Genomic DNA, 16,683 nt, shown 5'->3' with positions numbered 1-16,683 from the left:
CGCATATTCGCGGCCGCCCCGCAGCGATAGGCTCGGAGGGCTCATCGGAAACAAGCTCAGCAAGGAGCCGTCCATGGCCATTGATACCGCCGCAGCAGCCACGACGTCGTTCGAGCAGAACGTCGCTGCCGTGCAGGAGTATTTCGACAGCCCCCGTTTCGACGGCATCACGCGGCTCTACACCGCGCGCCAGGTCGTCGAACAGCGCGGCACCATCCCGTCCGACTATCCGGTGGCCCGCCAGGCCGCCGAAGCGTTCTATCCGCGGCTGCGCGAACTGTTCGCGCAGAAGAAGAGCATCACCACGTTCGGGCCCTACTCCCCCGGCCAGGCCGTGGTGATGAAGCGGATCGGCATCGAAGGCATCTACCTCGGCGGCTGGGCCACCTCGGCCAAGGGCTCGATCAGTGAGGACCCCGGGCCCGATCTGGCCAGCTACCCGCTGAGCCAGGTGCCCGACGAGGCCGCCGGCCTGGTGCGCGCCCTGTTGACCGCGGACCGCAATCAGCAGTACCTGCGGCTGCAGATGACCGACGAACAGCGGGCGACCACTCCGGCCGTCGACTACCGGCCGTTCATCATCGCCGACGCCGACACCGGCCACGGTGGAGATGCCCACGTACGCAACCTGATTCGCCGTTTTGTCGAGTCCGGAGTCCCCGGATACCACATCGAGGACCAGCGGCCCGGCACCAAGAAGTGTGGTCACCAGGGCGGCAAGGTGCTGGTCCCGTCGGACGAACAGCTCAAGCGACTCAACACCGCACGCTTCCAGCTCGACATGATGGGCGTGCCGGGAATCATCGTGGCCCGCACCGACGCCGAGGCCGCCAACCTGATCGACAGCGCCGCCGATGAACGCGACCAGCCGTTCCTGTTGGGCGCCACCAACCTGAAGATCCCGTCGTACAAGTCGTGTTTCCTGGCGATGGTGCGCCGCTTCCACGACAAGGGCGTCACCGATCTGCGTGGGCACCTGCTGTACGCGCTGCCCCAGGGCCAGTACGACACCGCTGACGCCTGGCTGGACAGCCACGGCATCGCGGCGCTGATCGACGATGCCGCCGCGTCCTGGGACCCGAATGCCGGACAGTCGGTCGACTCGGTGTTCGACAAGGTCGAGTCGAAGTTCGTCGAGGCCTGGCAGGCGGATTCAGGGCTGAACACCTACAGCGAGGCCGTCGCCGAAGTGCTGCAGTTCCGGGCCAGGGAAGGCGAGGCCGCGGCGATGAGCCCCGACGAGTGGCGCAAGTTCGCCGCGCGCGCGTCGCTGTATGCCGCCCGGGAGAAGGCCCGCGAACTGGGTGCGGACGTGGCGTGGGACTGCGAGCTCGCCAAAACTCCCGAGGGTTACTACCAGGTGCGCGGCGGCATCCCCTACGCCATCGCGAAATCCCTTGCGGCCGCGCCGTTCGCAGACATCCTGTGGATGGAGACCAAGACCGCGGACCTGGCCGACGCACGCGAATTCGCCGAGGCCATCCACGCCGAGTTCCCGGACCAGATGATGGCCTACAACCTGTCGCCGTCGTTCAACTGGGACACCACCGGCATGACCGATGACGAAATGCGGGCGTTCCCAGAGGAACTCGGCAAGATGGGGTTCGTCTTCAACTTCATCACCTACGGCGGCCACCAGGTCGACGGTGTGGCGTGCGAGGAGTTCGCGACGTCGCTGCGGCAGGAAGGCATGCTGGCCCTGGCCCGGCTGCAACGCAAGATGCGTCTGGTCGAATCTCCTTACCGCACACCGCAAACACTCGTCGGCGGACCGCGCAGCGATGCCGCGCTGGCCGCGTCGTCGGGCCGGACGGCCACCACCAAGGCGATGGGTGCCGGCTCCACCCAGCACCAGCACCTGGTCCAGACCGAGGTGCCCAAGAAGCTGCTCGAAGAGTGGCTGGCCATGTGGAGCGACCACTACCAGATCGGCGAGCAGCTGCACGTCCAGCTGCGTCCCCGTCGGGCCGGTTCCGATGTCCTGGATCTCGGCATCTACGGCAGCGGCGACGAGCCACTGGCCAACGTCGTCGTCGACCCGATCAAGGACCGGCACGGCCGCAACATCCTGACGGTGCGCGACCAGAACACCTTCGCCGAGAAGCTGCGCCAGAAGCGCCTGATGGACCTCATCCACGTGTGGCTGATCCACCGGTTCAAGTCCGAGATCGTCTACTACGTCACGCCTACCGAGGACAACATCTACCAGACCGAGAAGATGAAGTCGCACGGCCTGTTCAGCAACGTCTACCAGGAGGTCGGCGAGATCATCGTGGCCGATGTGAACAAGCCGCGGATCGATGAACTGCTGGCGCCGGACCGTGAGGCCCTGGGCCGCTTGATCCGCAAGGAGGACTAGACCGCCGGTTCTTGTTCTGCCGCACCGAATATCGCGATCGCCACCGCGCCGGCAACCGCGGTGGCGAACGCCACCCCCACGAGCCACCCGAGCCCCGGCTTGGCGACATCACCCAACAGCAGCACGCCGACGACGCCGGGAATCACGGTCTCCCCCATGACGAGCGCGGCGGCAACGCCGTTCACCGACCCGAGCTGCAGGGCGACGGTGAACAGGTAGAAGCCGCCGCCGCCCGCGATCAGCACGGCCCAGGCGGCCGGGTCGGAGATCAACACGTGCCACTGCAGTGGGTCGAGCCCGTGGACGATCCGTACCGCGACAGCCATGGCGCCGTACAGCACGCCGGCGATGAGTCCGGCTGGGACGGCGGCTTTGTGGCCCAGTAGCCGGACGAGCGTGACGCCGAACACGAAGACGAGCACCGACGCCGCGAGGACGCTCCAATGCATGTGCCGGCCCGGCACCTCGGTGCCGAGTTCGCCTGCGCTGAACCCCAGAATGCACAGGGCCACAAGGACTATGGCGATGGCGGCCCAGTCCCGCGTGCGCAGGCGCACCCCGAGCACCAGCACGCTCAGCACGGCGGTCACGGCCAGGTTCGCGCTCATGATGGTCTGGGACAGAAACAGCGGGATCATGCGTGCCGAGACCAGACTGCCGACGAATCCGAGTCCGTCCAGCAGCATGCCGGCGAGGAACAGGGGTGCCAGGACGGCGGCCACCGTCGAGCGGAACGTCGGGCCGGTTGCGGTGACGTCGCCGACCGTCGTGCGGGCGGCCCGGGACTCCAGGACCGACGCGGTGCCGTAACTGAAGCACGCGACCAGCGCTGCGAGCACGCCGATCAGCATGGCTACTCCGTGTCCGGACGCGGTGCGGGAAGTTCCAGCAGCAGGCGAGCGCCACCGAGCGGACTCTGCGTCAAACGCGCTGTGCCACCGTGCAGTTCCGCCTGCTGCGCGACCAGCGCCAGCCCGAGGCCGGAGCCCGAGTGCGACGCCGTGGAACCGCGGGCGAAGCGGTCGAACACCGCATCGCGTTCGTGTTCCGGTACACCGGTGCCGTTGTCGTCGATCGCGATCTGCACACCGTCGTGCGAACTGACCGCGGACAGCTGCACCCGGGTGGCGCCACCGTGCTTGACGGCGTTGGCGATCGCGTTGTCGACGACCAACCGAAGCCCGACGGGCAGGCCCAGCATCAGCACCGTCGCCGACGGGACGAGAGAGACGTTGAGGTCGGGGTACACGCGCACCGCGTCGTGGGCGGCCCGGTCGAGCAACTCGGTGATGTCGACGGGGACCAGATCGTCGGCGGTGGTCAGTTCGCCCTGGGCCAACCGCTCCAGCGCGGTCAGGGTCGCCTCGATGCGGCTCTGGGTACGCATGACGTCGCCGATCACCTCGTTGCGCTGCTCGGGCGCCAGGTCCAAGGTCGACAGCACCTCGAGGTTGGTGCGCATGGCAGTGAGCGGGGTGCGCAGTTCGTGCGACGCCACCGACGCGAAGTCGCGTGCCGACTCCAGCGCGGCCTTGGTGCGGGCCTGTTCCTCACCGATGCGGGCCAGCATGCCTTCGACGGCCTCGGCGATCTCCACGGCCTCGGAGACGCCACGCACATGGACCTCTTCAGGTTTCGATTGCGCGTTGATCTGCCGGGCCTGTTGGGCGAGCTTGCGGAACGGGTTGATCATCACCAACCACATCGAGCCGCCGACCAGGAACGTGCCGACGATGACGCCGCTGCAGATGGCCAGAATGCGGATGTGCAGCGTCCGAATCTGACGCTGCGCCTCGGCCAACGGAGCGCCGAGTGCGATGGACGCCGATCCCGTGGTGACGGTGCGGACGCGGTACTCGACGCCGTTGATGGTCGTGTTCGCGTATCCATTGTCGAACTGCGGCAGCACGATGTCCGCCGGCATCGATACCGTGGCCGCACCGATACGCACGGTGCGCACCAGTGAGCCCTCGGATTGCGGCGTGCCGGTCGGGTTCTGCCGGGCGATGCTCAGCAGGGTGTTGACGTCGGGCAGGCTGCTCAGAGAGTCCAGCCGCCGGTCCAGCTGGCTGTACTGGTCGTTGGTGACGCCGATCCACACCCAGGTACCAATGATCAGCACCGTCGCGACGACCGACAATGCGGCGACAACGACGATGGCTCGCAACGACAAAGCCGGTATCGGAGATCGCAACTGCACCAAGTCATCATGCCCGATGCAAAAAGTCGGACGGGGCACGTGCCCCTGGCACGCACCCCGTCCGACGAAGAGCTGGTGTTACTTGGCGGCGGCCAGGGCCGCGTCGTAGTCCGGTTCCTGAGCGATCTCGGGCACAAGTTCGGTGTACGCGACGTTGCCGTCGGCGCCGATCACCACGATGGCGCGGGCGAGCAGACCGGCCATGGGGCCGTCGGCAATGGTGACGCCGTAGTCCTCGCCGAAGCCGTCCCGGAACGCCGACGCGGTCGAGACGTTCTCGATGCCCTCAGAACCGCAGAAGCGCTTCTGGGCGAACGGCAGGTCCTTGGACACATTCACGACGGTGGCGCCGTCGGCTGCCACCCGCTCGTTGAAGGTCCGCACGCTGGTGGCACACACCGGGGTGTCGACCGACGGAAAGATGTTGAGCACCACGGGCTTACCGCTGAACTGCTCGTTGGTGACCGGTCCGAGGTCGACACCGGTCAGGGCGAACGCCGGAGCCGCGGACCCGACAGCGGGCAGGTCGCCGACAGTGTTGATGGGGTTTCCACGCAGTGTTATCTGTGCCATACCCGACAGTCTGTCAAGACGACGTCACGTCCGCAGCGCGGGGGTGCCGCTGCACCCGGCTACTGCCATTCGATGATGCGGCTCAGGTAGGGATCCATGCCGTTGGTGCGCACCGGGCCCACGGTCACAGTGGGTTCGGTGCCCTCGATCATCTGTCCGTTGCCGACGAACATCGCGACGCTCTGCGAACCCGCGGGGCCGTAGAACAGCAGATCGCCCGGCAGCGCCTGGTCCGCGGTGATCTTGCGCCCGACCTTGTACTGCTCGCCCGACGAACGCGGGAGCTTGATGCCCACGCCGGCGAACGCGTACTGCACCAGACCGGAGGCATCGAAGCCCGGCGTGGTCGGCGCCGGTGTGACGGCCCCGGCTGCCGGCGACGGGCCGAACAGGCCGGCCAGAGGCGATGCTGCTGCCGGCTGCGTGACGCCCAGCGGCTGCAGACCGACCTGCGGCGTGGGCTGGGCCACCGGGGCGGACGCCGTCGAGACGTTCGCCGGAGGCAGGCTGGGGCCATTCGCGTTGCCGCCGCCGTACACGAACGGGACCCCGCGCTGCGACAGCGCACGCTGGATCACGAACTCGATGGCCTGGCGGTGGGTACCGCCGGTCCACGTGGTGTTGTCAGCCGATGCGAGGGGTGCCGACACCATCGGGGCCACCGCCAGGGGCGCTGCCAGCACTGCTGCGCTCACCATCGTCGCCATCATCCGTCGCATTCCGACCACCTCTCTTCGTGCGCCACCGAGACGCACGACGCCGCGTGGTCTACGCGGGGGTCGTGGCCCCTGTGGTCCCTCTCCTCACAAATTTCACTACCGTCACTTTTACCCCAATCGCGCGCGTTATCCCACATAAATGCAGGTCAGCGCGCGATCTTTATCGAAAATGTGATCGAATGGTGATCGGGGGCTACGTATTTCGAGTCCGGGGACACCTCTAGGCTTGCCGTCATGGCAGCGATCCTGACGGTCAATCTGGCGGTTCCCCGGCCGAGCCCCGACAAGGATCAGTTGACCACCGGCATCGACAAACGACCGACTTCCGAGCCGGTGCCGGTCCGCGCGCCCGGACCCATGCAGGGTGGCCTCGGCAGCGGCCTGGTCGGTGACACCATCGGGGACCAGCAGTTCCATGGCGGCGACGACCAGGCGGTGTACGCGTATGCGCGCGAAGACCTCGACGACTGGCAGGTGCGCCTCGACCGGGAGCTGAGCAACGGCTCTTTCGGCGAGAATCTCACCACCACGGGCCTCGAGGTGAACCACGCCGTCATCGGCGAGCGCTGGCAGATCGGTGACGGCGGGCCTCTGCTCGAAGTCAGCCGACCGCGCATCCCCTGCCGCACCTTTGCCGAGTGGCTCGAAATCCGGGGCTGGGTCAAGACTTTCACCAAACAGGCTCTGCCCGGTGCCTATCTCCGCGTGGTGACGCCTGGCACGCTGCGCGCCGGCGCCCCGATCGAGGTGGTGTCCCGACCCGCACATGACGTCACGGTCGCGCTGGTGTTCCGCGCCCTGACTCTCGAACCCGAGCTGCTTCCGAGCCTGCTGCCGGCCGACGCGCTGCCGGACGCACTCAAGGAGCGGGTGCACCAGAGGGCGAATTAGCGCTCAGTCGCGCAGCACGGCGGCAGCCGCCAGTCCGGCGACGACCTCCAGAATCACGATGACGACGGCCACGGCCGTCCACCCGGCGGCGTCGAAGGCGAGGCCGCCGACCCATCCGATGACACTCGACCCGGCGTAATAGGCCAGGTTGTACAGCGAGCCCGCCTGCGCCTTGCCGACCGTGGCCAACTGGCCCGTCCACCCCGACGCGGTGGCATGCGCGCCGAAGAATCCCGCGGTCGCGACGAGCAAACCCGCGAGAACGGTGATCATGTTGTGGCTCAACGTGATCACGACCCCGATGCCCATCACCACGACACTGCCCAGCAGCACCGGGCGCCGGCCGTACCGGCTGGCCTGGGCCCCGGCCCACGCCGATGCCCAGGTGCCCGCCAGATACGCCACGAACACCAGGCTGACGACGGTCTGCGGTAGACCGAACGGCGCCGCGCTCAACCGGAAGCCGAGGAAGTTGTACATGGCGACGAACCCGCCCATGAGCAGGAAGCCCTGCAGATAGAGCACGAGTTGTCCGGGGTTGCGCAAGTTGGCGGCCAACCGGTGCGCCAACGAGCCCTCGGATTCCTCGTCGGCCGGGACGAAGCCCTGGGGTTCCGGGGCCAGCCGCATGAACCCGACAGCTGCTGCGCTGCACAGCAATCCGACGACGAACATGGCCCACCGCCAGTCGGTGAGCTCGGCCGCGGGCGCGGCCACCAACCGGCCGAGCAGGCCGCCGATCGTGGTACCCGCGACATAGGTGCCGGCCGCCCGGGCGGCATGCCCGGCGTCGATCTCCTCCGTCAGGTAGGCCACCGCGATGGCGGGCACTCCCCCCAACGCCAGACCTTCGGCCAATCGGCCGGCCAACAGCAGCTGGAACGTCGGCGCGAACGGCACCAGCAGTGCCAAACCTGTTGCGACACAGACCGAATACGACATGGCCCGGACCCGGCCGATGCGGTCTGCCAGCGTCGACCAGCCGATCACGCCGAGCGCCAGGCCGATCGTGGACGCCGACACCATGAGGGCCGACGCGGCCGCACCGGTGTTCAGGCTGCGGGCGATCAGCGGGAGGACAGCCTGCGGCGAATACAGCTGTGCGAAGGTGGCGACGCCCGCACAGAACAGCGCACCGAGCAGCCTGCGGTAGTCGGTGGATCCGCGCACATGGCCGGTCCAGACAGGCGCTTCAACAGTCACGAAAATCAGGTTAGGAAGCCGGCTCTTTATGTGTCCAATACATCAAATGAGGTTGACTCATGCATTTTAGGTATCAGAAGCGGCGGTGGCAGTCACCAGCTCGGCGAATCGCTCTGCGGGAGGCGGCAATTCACGACCCCTCACCCAGGCCATGCCGATCTCGCGTTTGACCCGGGTGTCGGCCAATGGGATGTACGTCACCGACGGATCACCGCGACCCGGCCTCGGCACCGGCACCACCGCGACGCCGAAGCCCGCCGCGACGAGGCCTTCCATCGTCGGAATTTCCATGGCCTCGAAGGCGATCTCCGGCGTGATGCCGCTCTCGGCCCACACCTGGTCCGTCAGCTGGCGCAGACCGAAGTCCGCCCCGAGCGCGATGAAGGTCTCGTCGGCCACCTCGCTCAAGCGCACCCGCGCCCGGCCCACCAACCGGTGATCGGCCGGTACTGCCAGGCACAACCGCTCGACGTACAGCACCCGCCAGATGCACGGCACCTGCGTCGGCCGCGGCGAGGTGATCGCGACGTCGGCCTGCCCCGTGCGCAGCCGCTCGGCGATATCGTGTGCCGCGCCCTGGAACAGCTCGAACCGCACCGCCGGGGCCAGCATCCTGAACTGTCGGAGCACTTCTGGCACAAACCAATTCGCGGTCGAATGCAGAAAAGCCAGCCGCACCAGGCCGCGATCCGGGTCCAGCAGTGCGTCGATCCGGCTGTGCGCCGCGTCCATCTCGGCGATGCTGCGGCGTGCGTGTTCGAGCATGATCTGCCCGTAACCGTTCAGCTGCAGCCGTCGGCCGATGCGGTCGAAAAGTGGTGTGCCGACCTGATTTTCCAGCCGGGCCAGGGCCCGCGACAGTGTCGGCTGAGCGACTCCCAGTTCAGCGGCGGCGTCGGTGACGTGCTCGGTCTCGGCCAGGACGACGAACCAGCGGAGTTCATCCAGGAGCACGAAAGCACAGTACCCCGTGAGCCCGAAGGCTCACGGGGTACTGAATCATGTTGCGACTAGACGTCGAACCGGTCGGCGTCCATCACCTTGGTCCACGCCGCGACGAAGTCCTTGACGAACTTCTCCTTGCTGTCGTCCTCGGCGTACACCTCGGCCAGCGCCCGCAGCTGCGAGTTGGAGCCGAACAGCAGGTCGACACGGCTGGCGGTCCACTTCGGCGCGCCGCTGGCGCGGTCGGTGCCCACGTAGGTGCCGTCGTCGGCCGGCGACGGAGCCCACTTGGTGGCCATGTCGGTCAGGTTGACGAAGAAGTCGTTGGTCAGGTGACCCACGTTCTCCGTCAGCACACCGAGGTCCGAACCACCGTGGTTGGCGCCGAGCACCCGCAGACCACCGATCAGGACGGTCAGCTCCGGTGCCGACAGGCCCAGCAGGTTGGCACGGTCGATCAGCCGGTACTCGGACGGCAGAGTGTCGCCCTTGCCCACGAAGTTCCGGAAACCGTCGCCCTTGGGCTCCAGGTAGGCGAACGACTCGACGTCGGTCTGATCCTGGCTCGCGTCGCCGCGACCCGAGGTGAACGGCACCGCGACATCGAAACCGGCGTCCTTGATGGCCTTTTCGAGGCCGACGACACCGCCGAGGACCACCAGGTCGGCGAACGACACACCGGTCGACGAGGCCTGCTGGATCTCCTCGAGCTTGCGGATCACCTGAGCCAGCTCGTCGGGCTCGTTGACCTCCCAGCCGAGCTGCGGCTGCAGCCGGATGCGGCCACCGTTGGCGCCACCACGCATGTCGCTGGAGCGGAACGAGGCCGCCGCCTTCCACGCGGTGTTGACCAGCTGCTGCACCGACAGGCCCGATTCGGCGATGGCGGTCTTCAGCGAGGCGACGTCATCGGCGGACAGCGTCTTGCCGGCCGGCACGATGTCCTGCCACAGCCACGTCTGCTTCGGCACCAGCGGGCCGAGGTAGCGCACTACCGGACCCATGTCGCGGTGCAGCAGCTTGAACCACGCCTTGGCGTATTCCTCGGCCAGCTCCTCCGGGTGGTCCAGCCAGCGGCGCGTGATCTCGCCGTAGATCGGGTCGAACCGCATCGACAGGTCGGTGGTCAGCATCGACGGGTGGGTCTTGCCGGTGCCCTGCGCCATCGGCACCGAGTTGGCCCAGCCGCCGTCCTTGGGCTTCCACTGATTGGCACCCTGCGGGCTCTTGGTCAGCTCCCACTCGTTGCCGTACAGGATCTCCAGGAAGGAGTTGTCCCACTTGGTCGGGGTGTGGGTCCAGGTCACCTCCAGGCCGCTGCTGACGGTCTCGTTGCCGACGCCCGGGTTGGCCCAGCCGAATCCCATCTCCTGCAGCGGGGCGGCCTCGGGCTCCACACCGTTCTCGATGTCGGTGGCGCCGTGGGCCTTACCGAAGGTGTGGCCGCCGACGATCAGGGCGGCGGTCTCCACGTCGTTCATCGCCATGCGGCCGAAGGTCTCGCGGATGTCGACGGCAGCAGCGAGGTAATCCGGATTGCCCTCGGGGCCTTCGGGATTGACGTAGATCAGACCCATGTGGCTGGCGGCCAGCGGGTTCTCCAGCTTGGTGCGGTCGGTACCGGCGTAGCGGTCCTGCGAACCCAGCCATTCGTGCTCCGAGCCCCAGTAGATGTCCTCCTCGGGCTCCCAGTAGTCCGGGCGACCGAAGGCGAAACCGGCGGTCTTGAAGCCCATGTGCTCCATCGCGCGGTTGCCCGCGTAGACGATGAGGTCCGACCACGAGATCTTCTTGCCGTACTTCTTCTTCAGCGGCCACAGCAGACGGCGGGCCTTGTCCAGACTGACGTTGTCGGGCCAGCTGTTCAGCGGGGCGAAACGCTGCATGCCACGACCGCCGCCGCCGCGGCCATCCTCGACGCGGTAGGTGCCCGCGGCGTGCCACGACATGCGCACGAACAGCGGACCGTAGTGACCGAAGTCGGCGGGCCACCAGTCCTGTGAATCGGTCAGCAGGGCGTCGAAATCGCGCTCGAAGGCCTCGAAATCGAGGGTCTTGACAGCCTCGCGGTAGTCGTAACCCTCATCCGTCGGGTCGATGGCCGGCGGGTTCTTCTGCAAGATCTTGAGGTTGACGGCGTTGGGCCACCAGTCCCGGTTGCTACCTCCCTCGACAGGCGGCTTGATGCGCATCGGGCAACCGCTTTCGGCGGGCTCGGTCTGTGCTTCTCCGATCGGAGGGTGAGTTTCCTCAGGCACTGCACTTCCTTTCGAGGGTGGTGAATTGGGCTGCGATCACGGATGTGATCGTGAAGTTGTTGCCGCCGCGCAGTCGGGGCACACGCCCCAGTAGATGACTTCGGCTTCATCGACGACGAAACCGTCGAGCACGCCGATGTTGTCGGCGGGGGTGAGGCACGGCGCTTCCCCGGTGGCGCAGTCGATGTCGGCGATGGTGCCGCAGGAGCGGCAGACGACGTGGTGGTGGTTGTCCCCCACCCGGGTTTCGTAGCGGGCCACCGAGCCCGAGGGTTGGATACGGCGGATCAGGCCGGCCGTGGTCAGCGCCGCCAGCACGTCGTACACCGCTTGGCGGGAGACGTCGGGCAGGATCGCGCGAACCGCGTCGAAGACGCTTTCGGTGTCGGCATGCGGACGGCCGGCCACCACCTCGAGTACTGCGAGGCGGGGACGTGTCACACGGAGATCTGCGGAACGCAGCTGCTCCGTGTAGTCGGTCGTCACGTGTTCACTTCTACGCGCTTTTTTGGACTGAGTCAAGACTTCGGAGTGATGTGTGTCACGCGATTCACGGCGGGATCCACCCAGCGGCCGTGGTTCGTCGGCGTCAAAGCCGTTGTTCCGCCGAAACTTTAGGCGACCGGCTCCGCACACACTGGAAAATCACGTCAAATTCCGGAGACCGGTTTCCATACCTGAACGTCTGCGCCGGGTTTGCCCACGTCACCCAAAATCGCAGACACCAATTGTTAATCTGCTGCCCATGCACCTGCATGTCGAAGGCGTGCCATGATCCGCGGCGGCCAGAGCAACTATTACTGGCTCACCTCGCTGCTGGCCGCACGTGGACTGCAAGCTACGACATGCCGGATCGTCGCCTTGATCAACGGCGGCGTCGCGCTGCTGCCCCTCCTCCTGACTCTCAGCCCCGCCGGGCCGCAGGGACCGGTGAATCATGCCATCGCGGTCGCCATCGCCGTCTACGGTCTGGCTGTCGCTTCGGTGTGGCTTCGACACTCGTGGCCGTCCGAACGCTTCTCCGCGATCACCGCGACGCTGTGGGCGATCCCGACGAGCGCCGCCTGCCTGGTGATGTCGGACCCGATGCTCGGGATGCTCGCCACCATCGCCTTCGTCTTCACAGCCGGGTACATGGCGTTCATGCACCGCCCGATACTTCTCATCGCGCCGTGGGGCGTGGGTGCCGTGACGTTGGGCTACCTGGCGGTGCGGATCGGGGCGCACGATCCGGTGCTGGCCTGCAGCGTCGCCCTCGTCATCGCGTTGGTCAACGTCTTTGTGGTCTTCACCTGCCGCACCGCGATCGGGCTGAGTGCAACCGACATCCACCACAGCGAGATCGAACCGCTGACCGGGTTGCTCAACACCGACGGCCTGTACTCACGGGCCGCGAACCTGCTCGCCGCCCGCAACCGGCAGGACGACCGCCACATGGTGCTGGCCGTGGTCAGCATCGACAGCTTCCCGCTGCTGTCATCGATTTCCGGGCCCCGGCACGCCAACCGGGCCCGCATCGATGTCAGCCAGGCACTCCGGGAAACCGTGCGCCGCAACGCGATCGCCGCACACATCTCCGACAGCGAGTTCATCGTCGCGGACACCTTCACCACGCCGGACGCGTCACCGCTGATCGATCGGGTTCAGGGCGCCATGAAATCGACGCCCTCGCGGGTGACGGCGAGCATCGGCGTGGTGTGCACCCCGTTGGCTCCGCTGACGGTCCACCCGCCCGAGGTCGTCATCGATGCGCTGCTGGCCGCCGCCGAGCAAGCCATGGAGCTGGCCCGCGAGGACGGCGGCAACGACGTCCGCTACGACGTGCGGGACGATCTGCCGATCAGCGAATAGGCAGTTCAGCTCGGATCCGCGGTGCGATGAGGCCCGCCAGGTAATCATGTCCGGCGTCTGTCGGGTGCACCCCGTCGGACGCGATCAGGTCGGGACGGTCGACGAACCAGCGCTCGGCGATCGGGTCGACGAACGTGGCACCGGCCATCCCGGCCTGCATGCCGAGCACATCCCTGATCTGCAGGACCGCCGGTGGCACGTCGGCCGTCGGCCACGGCGGCCCGATCACCAACAGCTTGGCACCCGGCGCCGTCGCCCGGGCCTGCATGAAGGCGTCGTGCGCCATCCCCGACAGCTGCATGAGGTCGACGCCCTGGTCGTTGCGGGAGCCGAAGAACACCACGAGCGCGTCGTCCGGGCGCACGGCACGCGCCGTCAGGTCCCGGAAGATGCTGCCGTGGTCGCCGCGCACGACGTATCCGGCCCGGCCCTCGGCGGCGACGTCGGCGGTGATCGGAACGCCCCACGCCTCCAGGTTGCGTCCGGCCTGCGCCGGCCAGCTCCGCGGACCCTGGCCGCCGAAGTTGGTGCCGTTGGTGTACGAGTCGCTGATCACCGCGACGCGGTCGGGCATCCCCGGGCGCACGTTGCGGTACGCGTACGCCGAACCGGGTGTGCTCACCACGGACACCGCGCAGAGCGCAGCCGTCAGCAACAAGGTCGTCAGATGGCGCACTACTCTCCCAATTCCGGTCAGCCCGCCCGCTCGGCGGGCTCTTCGTCGTCGTCAGATATCGCCTGCAGTTTACGTTGCCCTGCAACAGCTTTCGAGTCGTCCGCGGGGCCGACCATACGGCGCATCCAGTGCCGCGCCGGTTCTTCGACGTAGTGGAACAGCACCACCGCACCGGCGAAGGATCCGGCGAGCAGGGCGAGCACGATGAACTTGGTGCCCCAGCTGGGCAACATCTCGATGCGGTACTGCGCCGCCGCCCAGTTCCAGCCCTGGTGTACCAGCTCGTGGACCATGTACAGACTGAACGAGACCTTGCCGCCGTAGACCATCACGCGGGTCGCCAACAGCGCAGGCAACGTCCCGGTGCCGACCGACAAGGCCACCACCAATGGCAGGAAGAAGATGTCGACCAGGCCGAAGTCGTCACGGATGGACGGAATCGGATGGGCGTCGAACCAGTACACGAGGCCCACGATGAGGGCCAGGAAAACCACCGACAGCACGCCCGCGACCGTCCGACCGCGCTCGGTGAGGTTCAGCTTGCGGACCGCGGCGCACGCCAGGGCACCCGCGGTGAACTGCAAGATGATGCGCGGCAGCCAGCTCCAGGGCGTGTAGAACTCGCCCGTCGCGGCCAGGAACAGCAGCGGTGGCAGCGTGGCGGCGAACGCCAGCCACAGGAGAGCGCGCGCCCGGCTGGCCCGGGCCACCCGGAACAGCACGATGACCAACAGCCCGAACAACAGATAGGCGAGCCACTCCGCGCTGATGGACCAGGCCGGGCCGTCCCAGCTGGAGTTGTCGAAGTAGGGCACCACCCACAGCTGGACCAGGAACAGCTGGCGCAGGTAGTTGGGGCCGGTCAGGGTGGCCGCCTCCGGCGACGGGAAGTCGCCGACGTTGAGCGTGAAGATGATCCAGGCCACGGCGAGATGCATGGTGACCAGGTAGACAGGCCAGACCCGGGCCAGGCGCAGCCACAGGAAATGCAGCGTCGCTCGCGTCGACCAGGCCGGCCCCATGCGCTCGAGGTAGTTCCAGGTCAGGACGAAACCGCTGAGGATGAAGAACAGATCGACGCCCTGGGCGCCGCAGTCGAGTATCGGGGCGAGAGCGTCGCTCAGGGGCGGTGACGCCTGCTTCAACAGCGGACGGAAATGGAACAGCACCACCCACACTGCGGCGACGATGCGCAGGCCGGACAGTGCCTTGATCTCACCGCTCGGCACAACACTCATGACGGGAAAAGGGTAACAGCGGCGGCGACCCGGACCCGGCTCAGAAACCTGTGACTTTCCTCGGCTGACACTCCCGACCGCGTGATACCCGGCCAAAAACACTTCTTCGAGAAAAAGGCGTGTCTAGCAGTAACGCTGCTCACAGATATCAATCCGGGCCCGATGATGCTGGAATATCCAGCGGATCGGGAGCATTCTGTAGACATGCTAATTAGGCGGAAATTCACGACATCGGCGGTCGCCGCGGTGGCCGCCACAGCAGCAATAGTCGCGGCCCCGGCAGCGGCGATGACCCTCTCCGGAAGCTCTGCTCCGGACCGGATCGTCGTTGCCGACAACGGTTATGGCGGCCCCGACGGCCAGGGCGGCGGTGGCGGTTGCGGCGACGGAGCGAACTGGCAGGGCTGCGGTGGCTGGAACCCGGTCACCGGCGGATTCGGCCACGGCTGCTTCAACGGGATTTGCGGCGGCTGGGACGGCACCCGCGGCTGGGGCGGATAACAACGCATTTGCCCGCGTCGCGAGATAATTGCGTTTTCCCTATTCATGGCGCCGAATAGGTAATTGAATTTACTTCGGCGCGGAAATCCCTAAGCTCGCGGCCATGGATGTGCCGAGCCCGTCACCCGACGCACTGCATCTGGCCGACGTGGTGCCCGCCGTGCTGGCCGCGATGGGCGTGCCCGACGCCCAGCTCGACGGCGTGCACCGCCACATCGACCTGCCGGCCGGCATCCGGGGAGCCTGCGTCCTGTTGATCGACGGCCTCGGGGCCCAGTTGCTCGACACCTACGCCGACGACGCGCCCGTGCTGGCTGGGCTGCGTGGCGAGAACCTGCGGGTCGGGTACCCCTCGACCACCAGTGCGGGTCTGGCGGCGGTGGGCACCGGCCGGCGCTCCGGCGAGCACGGCATGGTGGGTTACTCGTTCCGGATTCCCGACCACGGGGTCGTCAACGCACTGCGCTGGACGCCGCATCCGTTCGGCGCGGACCTGCGCGACGTGCTGGTGCCAGAGGACGTCCAGCCACTACCGACCACGTTCACGCAAGCCGCGGCCGCCGGCATGGCCGTCAGCGTCATCTCCGGAGCCGAATTCACCCACTCGGGACTGACCCGGGCGGTTCTCCGGGGCGGTCAGTACGTGGGGGTGCATCGGCTCGGCGACCTCGCGGCCCGGGTGCAGCAGGCCGTCGCCGACGGCGGGTTCTGCTACGGCTACCACGCCGACCTCGACATGCTCGGCCATCTGTACGGCGCGGGGTCGACGGCCTGGCGGATGCAGTTGCGGCAGATCGACCGACTGGTCGAGTCGATCGTCGACGCACTACCGGCGGGTGGCCTGCTCGCCGTCGTGGCCGACCACGGCATGGTCAACCTCGACGGCACCGACGTCGTCGACATCGACTCGCGTCCCGAGCTGCAGGACGGTGTCGTCGCCGTGGCCGGAGAGGCCCGGGCCCGGCATGTCTACGTCGGTGACGGAGCGGCCGACGCGGTCGCGGGCATCTGGCAGGAAGCGCTGGGCGCCAAGGCCTGGGTCCGGACGAAGGATCAGGCCATCGCCGAGGGCTGGTTCGGCGCGCGGGTCAGCGACGCGGCGCGCAGCCGGATCGGTGATGTCGTGGCGGCGGCAAGGGACAACGCGGGATTGGTGCGCCGGACGGTCGAACCCCTCGAATCTGCCTTGATCGGGCAGCACGGCTCGTGGACTGATGCCGAGCAGCTGGTTCCGCTGCTCATCGCTGTTGGCTGAGTGTCGGCGCCGGA

Annotated in this window: 15 protein-coding genes; 5 read left to right on the top strand and 10 right to left on the bottom strand. The window is 67.3% G+C overall.

Annotated features, from left to right (window positions below; genetic code table 11):
• The first annotated feature begins 73 nt into the window (after positions 1-73).
• Entirely contained in the window at positions 74-2,359 is a 2,286-nt protein-coding gene (gene aceA / locus EB75_RS13105; protein WP_073695809.1) for an isocitrate lyase ICL2, read from the top strand.
• Here aceA and EB75_RS13100 read toward each other — a convergent pair.
• The 4 genes from EB75_RS13100 to ripD form a co-directional block, all read right to left on the bottom strand.
• Entirely contained in the window at positions 2,356-3,210 is an 855-nt protein-coding gene (locus EB75_RS13100; protein ID WP_073695808.1) for a DMT family transporter, read from the bottom strand. The genes aceA and EB75_RS13100 overlap by 4 nt on opposite strands.
• A 2-nt stretch (positions 3,211-3,212) precedes the next feature.
• Positions 3,213-4,559 carry a sensor histidine kinase gene (locus tag EB75_RS13095; protein ID WP_286150177.1) on the bottom strand — a complete coding sequence of 449 codons (1,347 nt, stop codon included), beginning with the start codon at positions 4,557-4,559 and terminating at the stop codon, positions 3,213-3,215.
• Between the two features lie 78 nt (positions 4,560-4,637).
• A complete protein-coding gene (gene tpx / locus EB75_RS13090; RefSeq protein WP_073695807.1) occupies positions 4,638-5,132 on the bottom strand; it encodes a thiol peroxidase in 495 nt (164 codons plus the stop codon).
• Between the two features lie 59 nt (positions 5,133-5,191).
• Positions 5,192-5,851, bottom strand: coding sequence for an NlpC/P60 family peptidoglycan-binding protein RipD (gene ripD, locus EB75_RS13085; RefSeq protein ID WP_073695806.1), 660 nt, complete (start codon positions 5,849-5,851; stop codon positions 5,192-5,194).
• Positions 5,852-6,085: 234 nt separating this feature from the next.
• Between ripD and EB75_RS13080 the strand changes: the two genes are divergently transcribed.
• Positions 6,086-6,742 carry an MOSC domain-containing protein gene (locus EB75_RS13080; RefSeq protein ID WP_073695805.1) on the top strand — a complete coding sequence of 219 codons (657 nt, stop codon included), beginning with the start codon at positions 6,086-6,088 and terminating at the stop codon, positions 6,740-6,742.
• Between the two features lie 3 nt (positions 6,743-6,745).
• On the opposite strand, the gene EB75_RS13075 is transcribed toward EB75_RS13080, so the two are convergent.
• Genes EB75_RS13075 through EB75_RS13060 form a run of 4 tightly spaced genes read right to left on the bottom strand, consistent with a single transcriptional unit; the run spans position 6,746 to position 11,634 of the window.
• Positions 6,746-7,951, bottom strand: coding sequence for an MFS transporter (locus EB75_RS13075; RefSeq protein ID WP_502689370.1), 1,206 nt, complete (start codon positions 7,949-7,951; stop codon positions 6,746-6,748).
• A 60-nt stretch (positions 7,952-8,011) separates the two neighbouring features.
• On the bottom strand, positions 8,012-8,899 hold the full coding sequence (locus tag EB75_RS13070; RefSeq protein WP_073695803.1) for a LysR family transcriptional regulator: 888 nt from the start codon (positions 8,897-8,899) through the stop codon (positions 8,012-8,014).
• Between the two features lie 56 nt (positions 8,900-8,955).
• A complete protein-coding gene (gene katG / locus EB75_RS13065) occupies positions 8,956-11,148 on the bottom strand; it encodes a catalase/peroxidase HPI (RefSeq protein WP_073695802.1) in 2,193 nt (730 codons plus the stop codon).
• 36 nt (positions 11,149-11,184) lie between these two features.
• Complete coding sequence (locus EB75_RS13060) at positions 11,185-11,634, bottom strand: Fur family transcriptional regulator (RefSeq protein WP_073695801.1); 450 nt, start codon at positions 11,632-11,634, stop codon at positions 11,185-11,187.
• A 285-nt stretch (positions 11,635-11,919) separates the two neighbouring features.
• Here EB75_RS13060 and EB75_RS13055 point away from each other — a divergent pair, with 285 nt between their 5' ends.
• Positions 11,920-12,999 (top strand): GGDEF domain-containing protein, encoded by a 1,080-nt coding sequence (locus EB75_RS13055; RefSeq protein ID WP_073695800.1) that lies wholly within the window; start codon positions 11,920-11,922, stop codon positions 12,997-12,999.
• Here the strand turns inward: EB75_RS13055 and EB75_RS13050 are convergent.
• Entirely contained in the window at positions 12,989-13,675 is a 687-nt protein-coding gene (locus EB75_RS13050; RefSeq protein ID WP_073695799.1) for an Rv0518 family GDSL lipase, read from the bottom strand. The genes EB75_RS13055 and EB75_RS13050 overlap by 11 nt on opposite strands.
• A 17-nt stretch (positions 13,676-13,692) precedes the next feature.
• Positions 13,693-14,913: an acyltransferase family protein gene (locus EB75_RS13045; RefSeq protein WP_142239579.1), complete on the bottom strand. Its 1,221-nt coding sequence runs from the start codon at positions 14,911-14,913 to the stop codon at positions 13,693-13,695.
• A gap of 204 nt (positions 14,914-15,117) precedes the next feature.
• On the opposite strand from EB75_RS13045, the gene EB75_RS13040 reads away from it, so the two are divergent.
• The gene (locus EB75_RS13040; RefSeq protein ID WP_073695798.1) at positions 15,118-15,414 is read left to right on the top strand and encodes a hypothetical protein; all 297 of its coding nucleotides are present in this window, start codon (positions 15,118-15,120) and stop codon (positions 15,412-15,414) included.
• Positions 15,415-15,517: 103 nt separating this feature from the next.
• Positions 15,518-16,669 (top strand): alkaline phosphatase family protein, encoded by a 1,152-nt coding sequence (locus EB75_RS13035; protein ID WP_073695797.1) that lies wholly within the window; start codon positions 15,518-15,520, stop codon positions 16,667-16,669.
• Positions 16,670-16,683 lie beyond the last annotated feature (14 nt).

It is taken from the genome of Mycobacterium sp. ST-F2 (genome assembly GCF_001905655.1).
In the GTDB taxonomy this organism is placed as follows: Bacteria; Actinomycetota; Actinomycetes; order Mycobacteriales; family Mycobacteriaceae; genus Mycobacterium.
Note: the sequence above shows the minus strand (reverse complement) of the source record. Positions and strands in the feature narration are given on the sequence as shown.

Coding starts and splice junctions, on each gene's coding strand:
- aceA (WP_073695809.1), top strand. CDS start 74: ATGGCCATTGATACCGCCGCAGCAGCCACGACGTCGTTCGAGCAGAAC.
- EB75_RS13040 (WP_073695798.1), top strand. CDS start 15,118: ATGCTAATTAGGCGGAAATTCACGACATCGGCGGTCGCCGCGGTGGCC.
- EB75_RS13100 (WP_073695808.1), bottom strand. CDS start 3,210: ATGCTGATCGGCGTGCTCGCAGCGCTGGTCGCGTGCTTCAGTTACGGC.
- tpx (WP_073695807.1), bottom strand. CDS start 5,132: ATGGCACAGATAACACTGCGTGGAAACCCCATCAACACTGTCGGCGAC.
- EB75_RS13080 (WP_073695805.1), top strand. CDS start 6,086: ATGGCAGCGATCCTGACGGTCAATCTGGCGGTTCCCCGGCCGAGCCCC.
- EB75_RS13035 (WP_073695797.1), top strand. CDS start 15,518: ATGGATGTGCCGAGCCCGTCACCCGACGCACTGCATCTGGCCGACGTG.
- EB75_RS13055 (WP_073695800.1), top strand. CDS start 11,920: ATGATCCGCGGCGGCCAGAGCAACTATTACTGGCTCACCTCGCTGCTG.
- EB75_RS13045 (WP_142239579.1), bottom strand. CDS start 14,913: ATGAGTGTTGTGCCGAGCGGTGAGATCAAGGCACTGTCCGGCCTGCGC.
- ripD (WP_073695806.1), bottom strand. CDS start 5,851: ATGCGACGGATGATGGCGACGATGGTGAGCGCAGCAGTGCTGGCAGCG.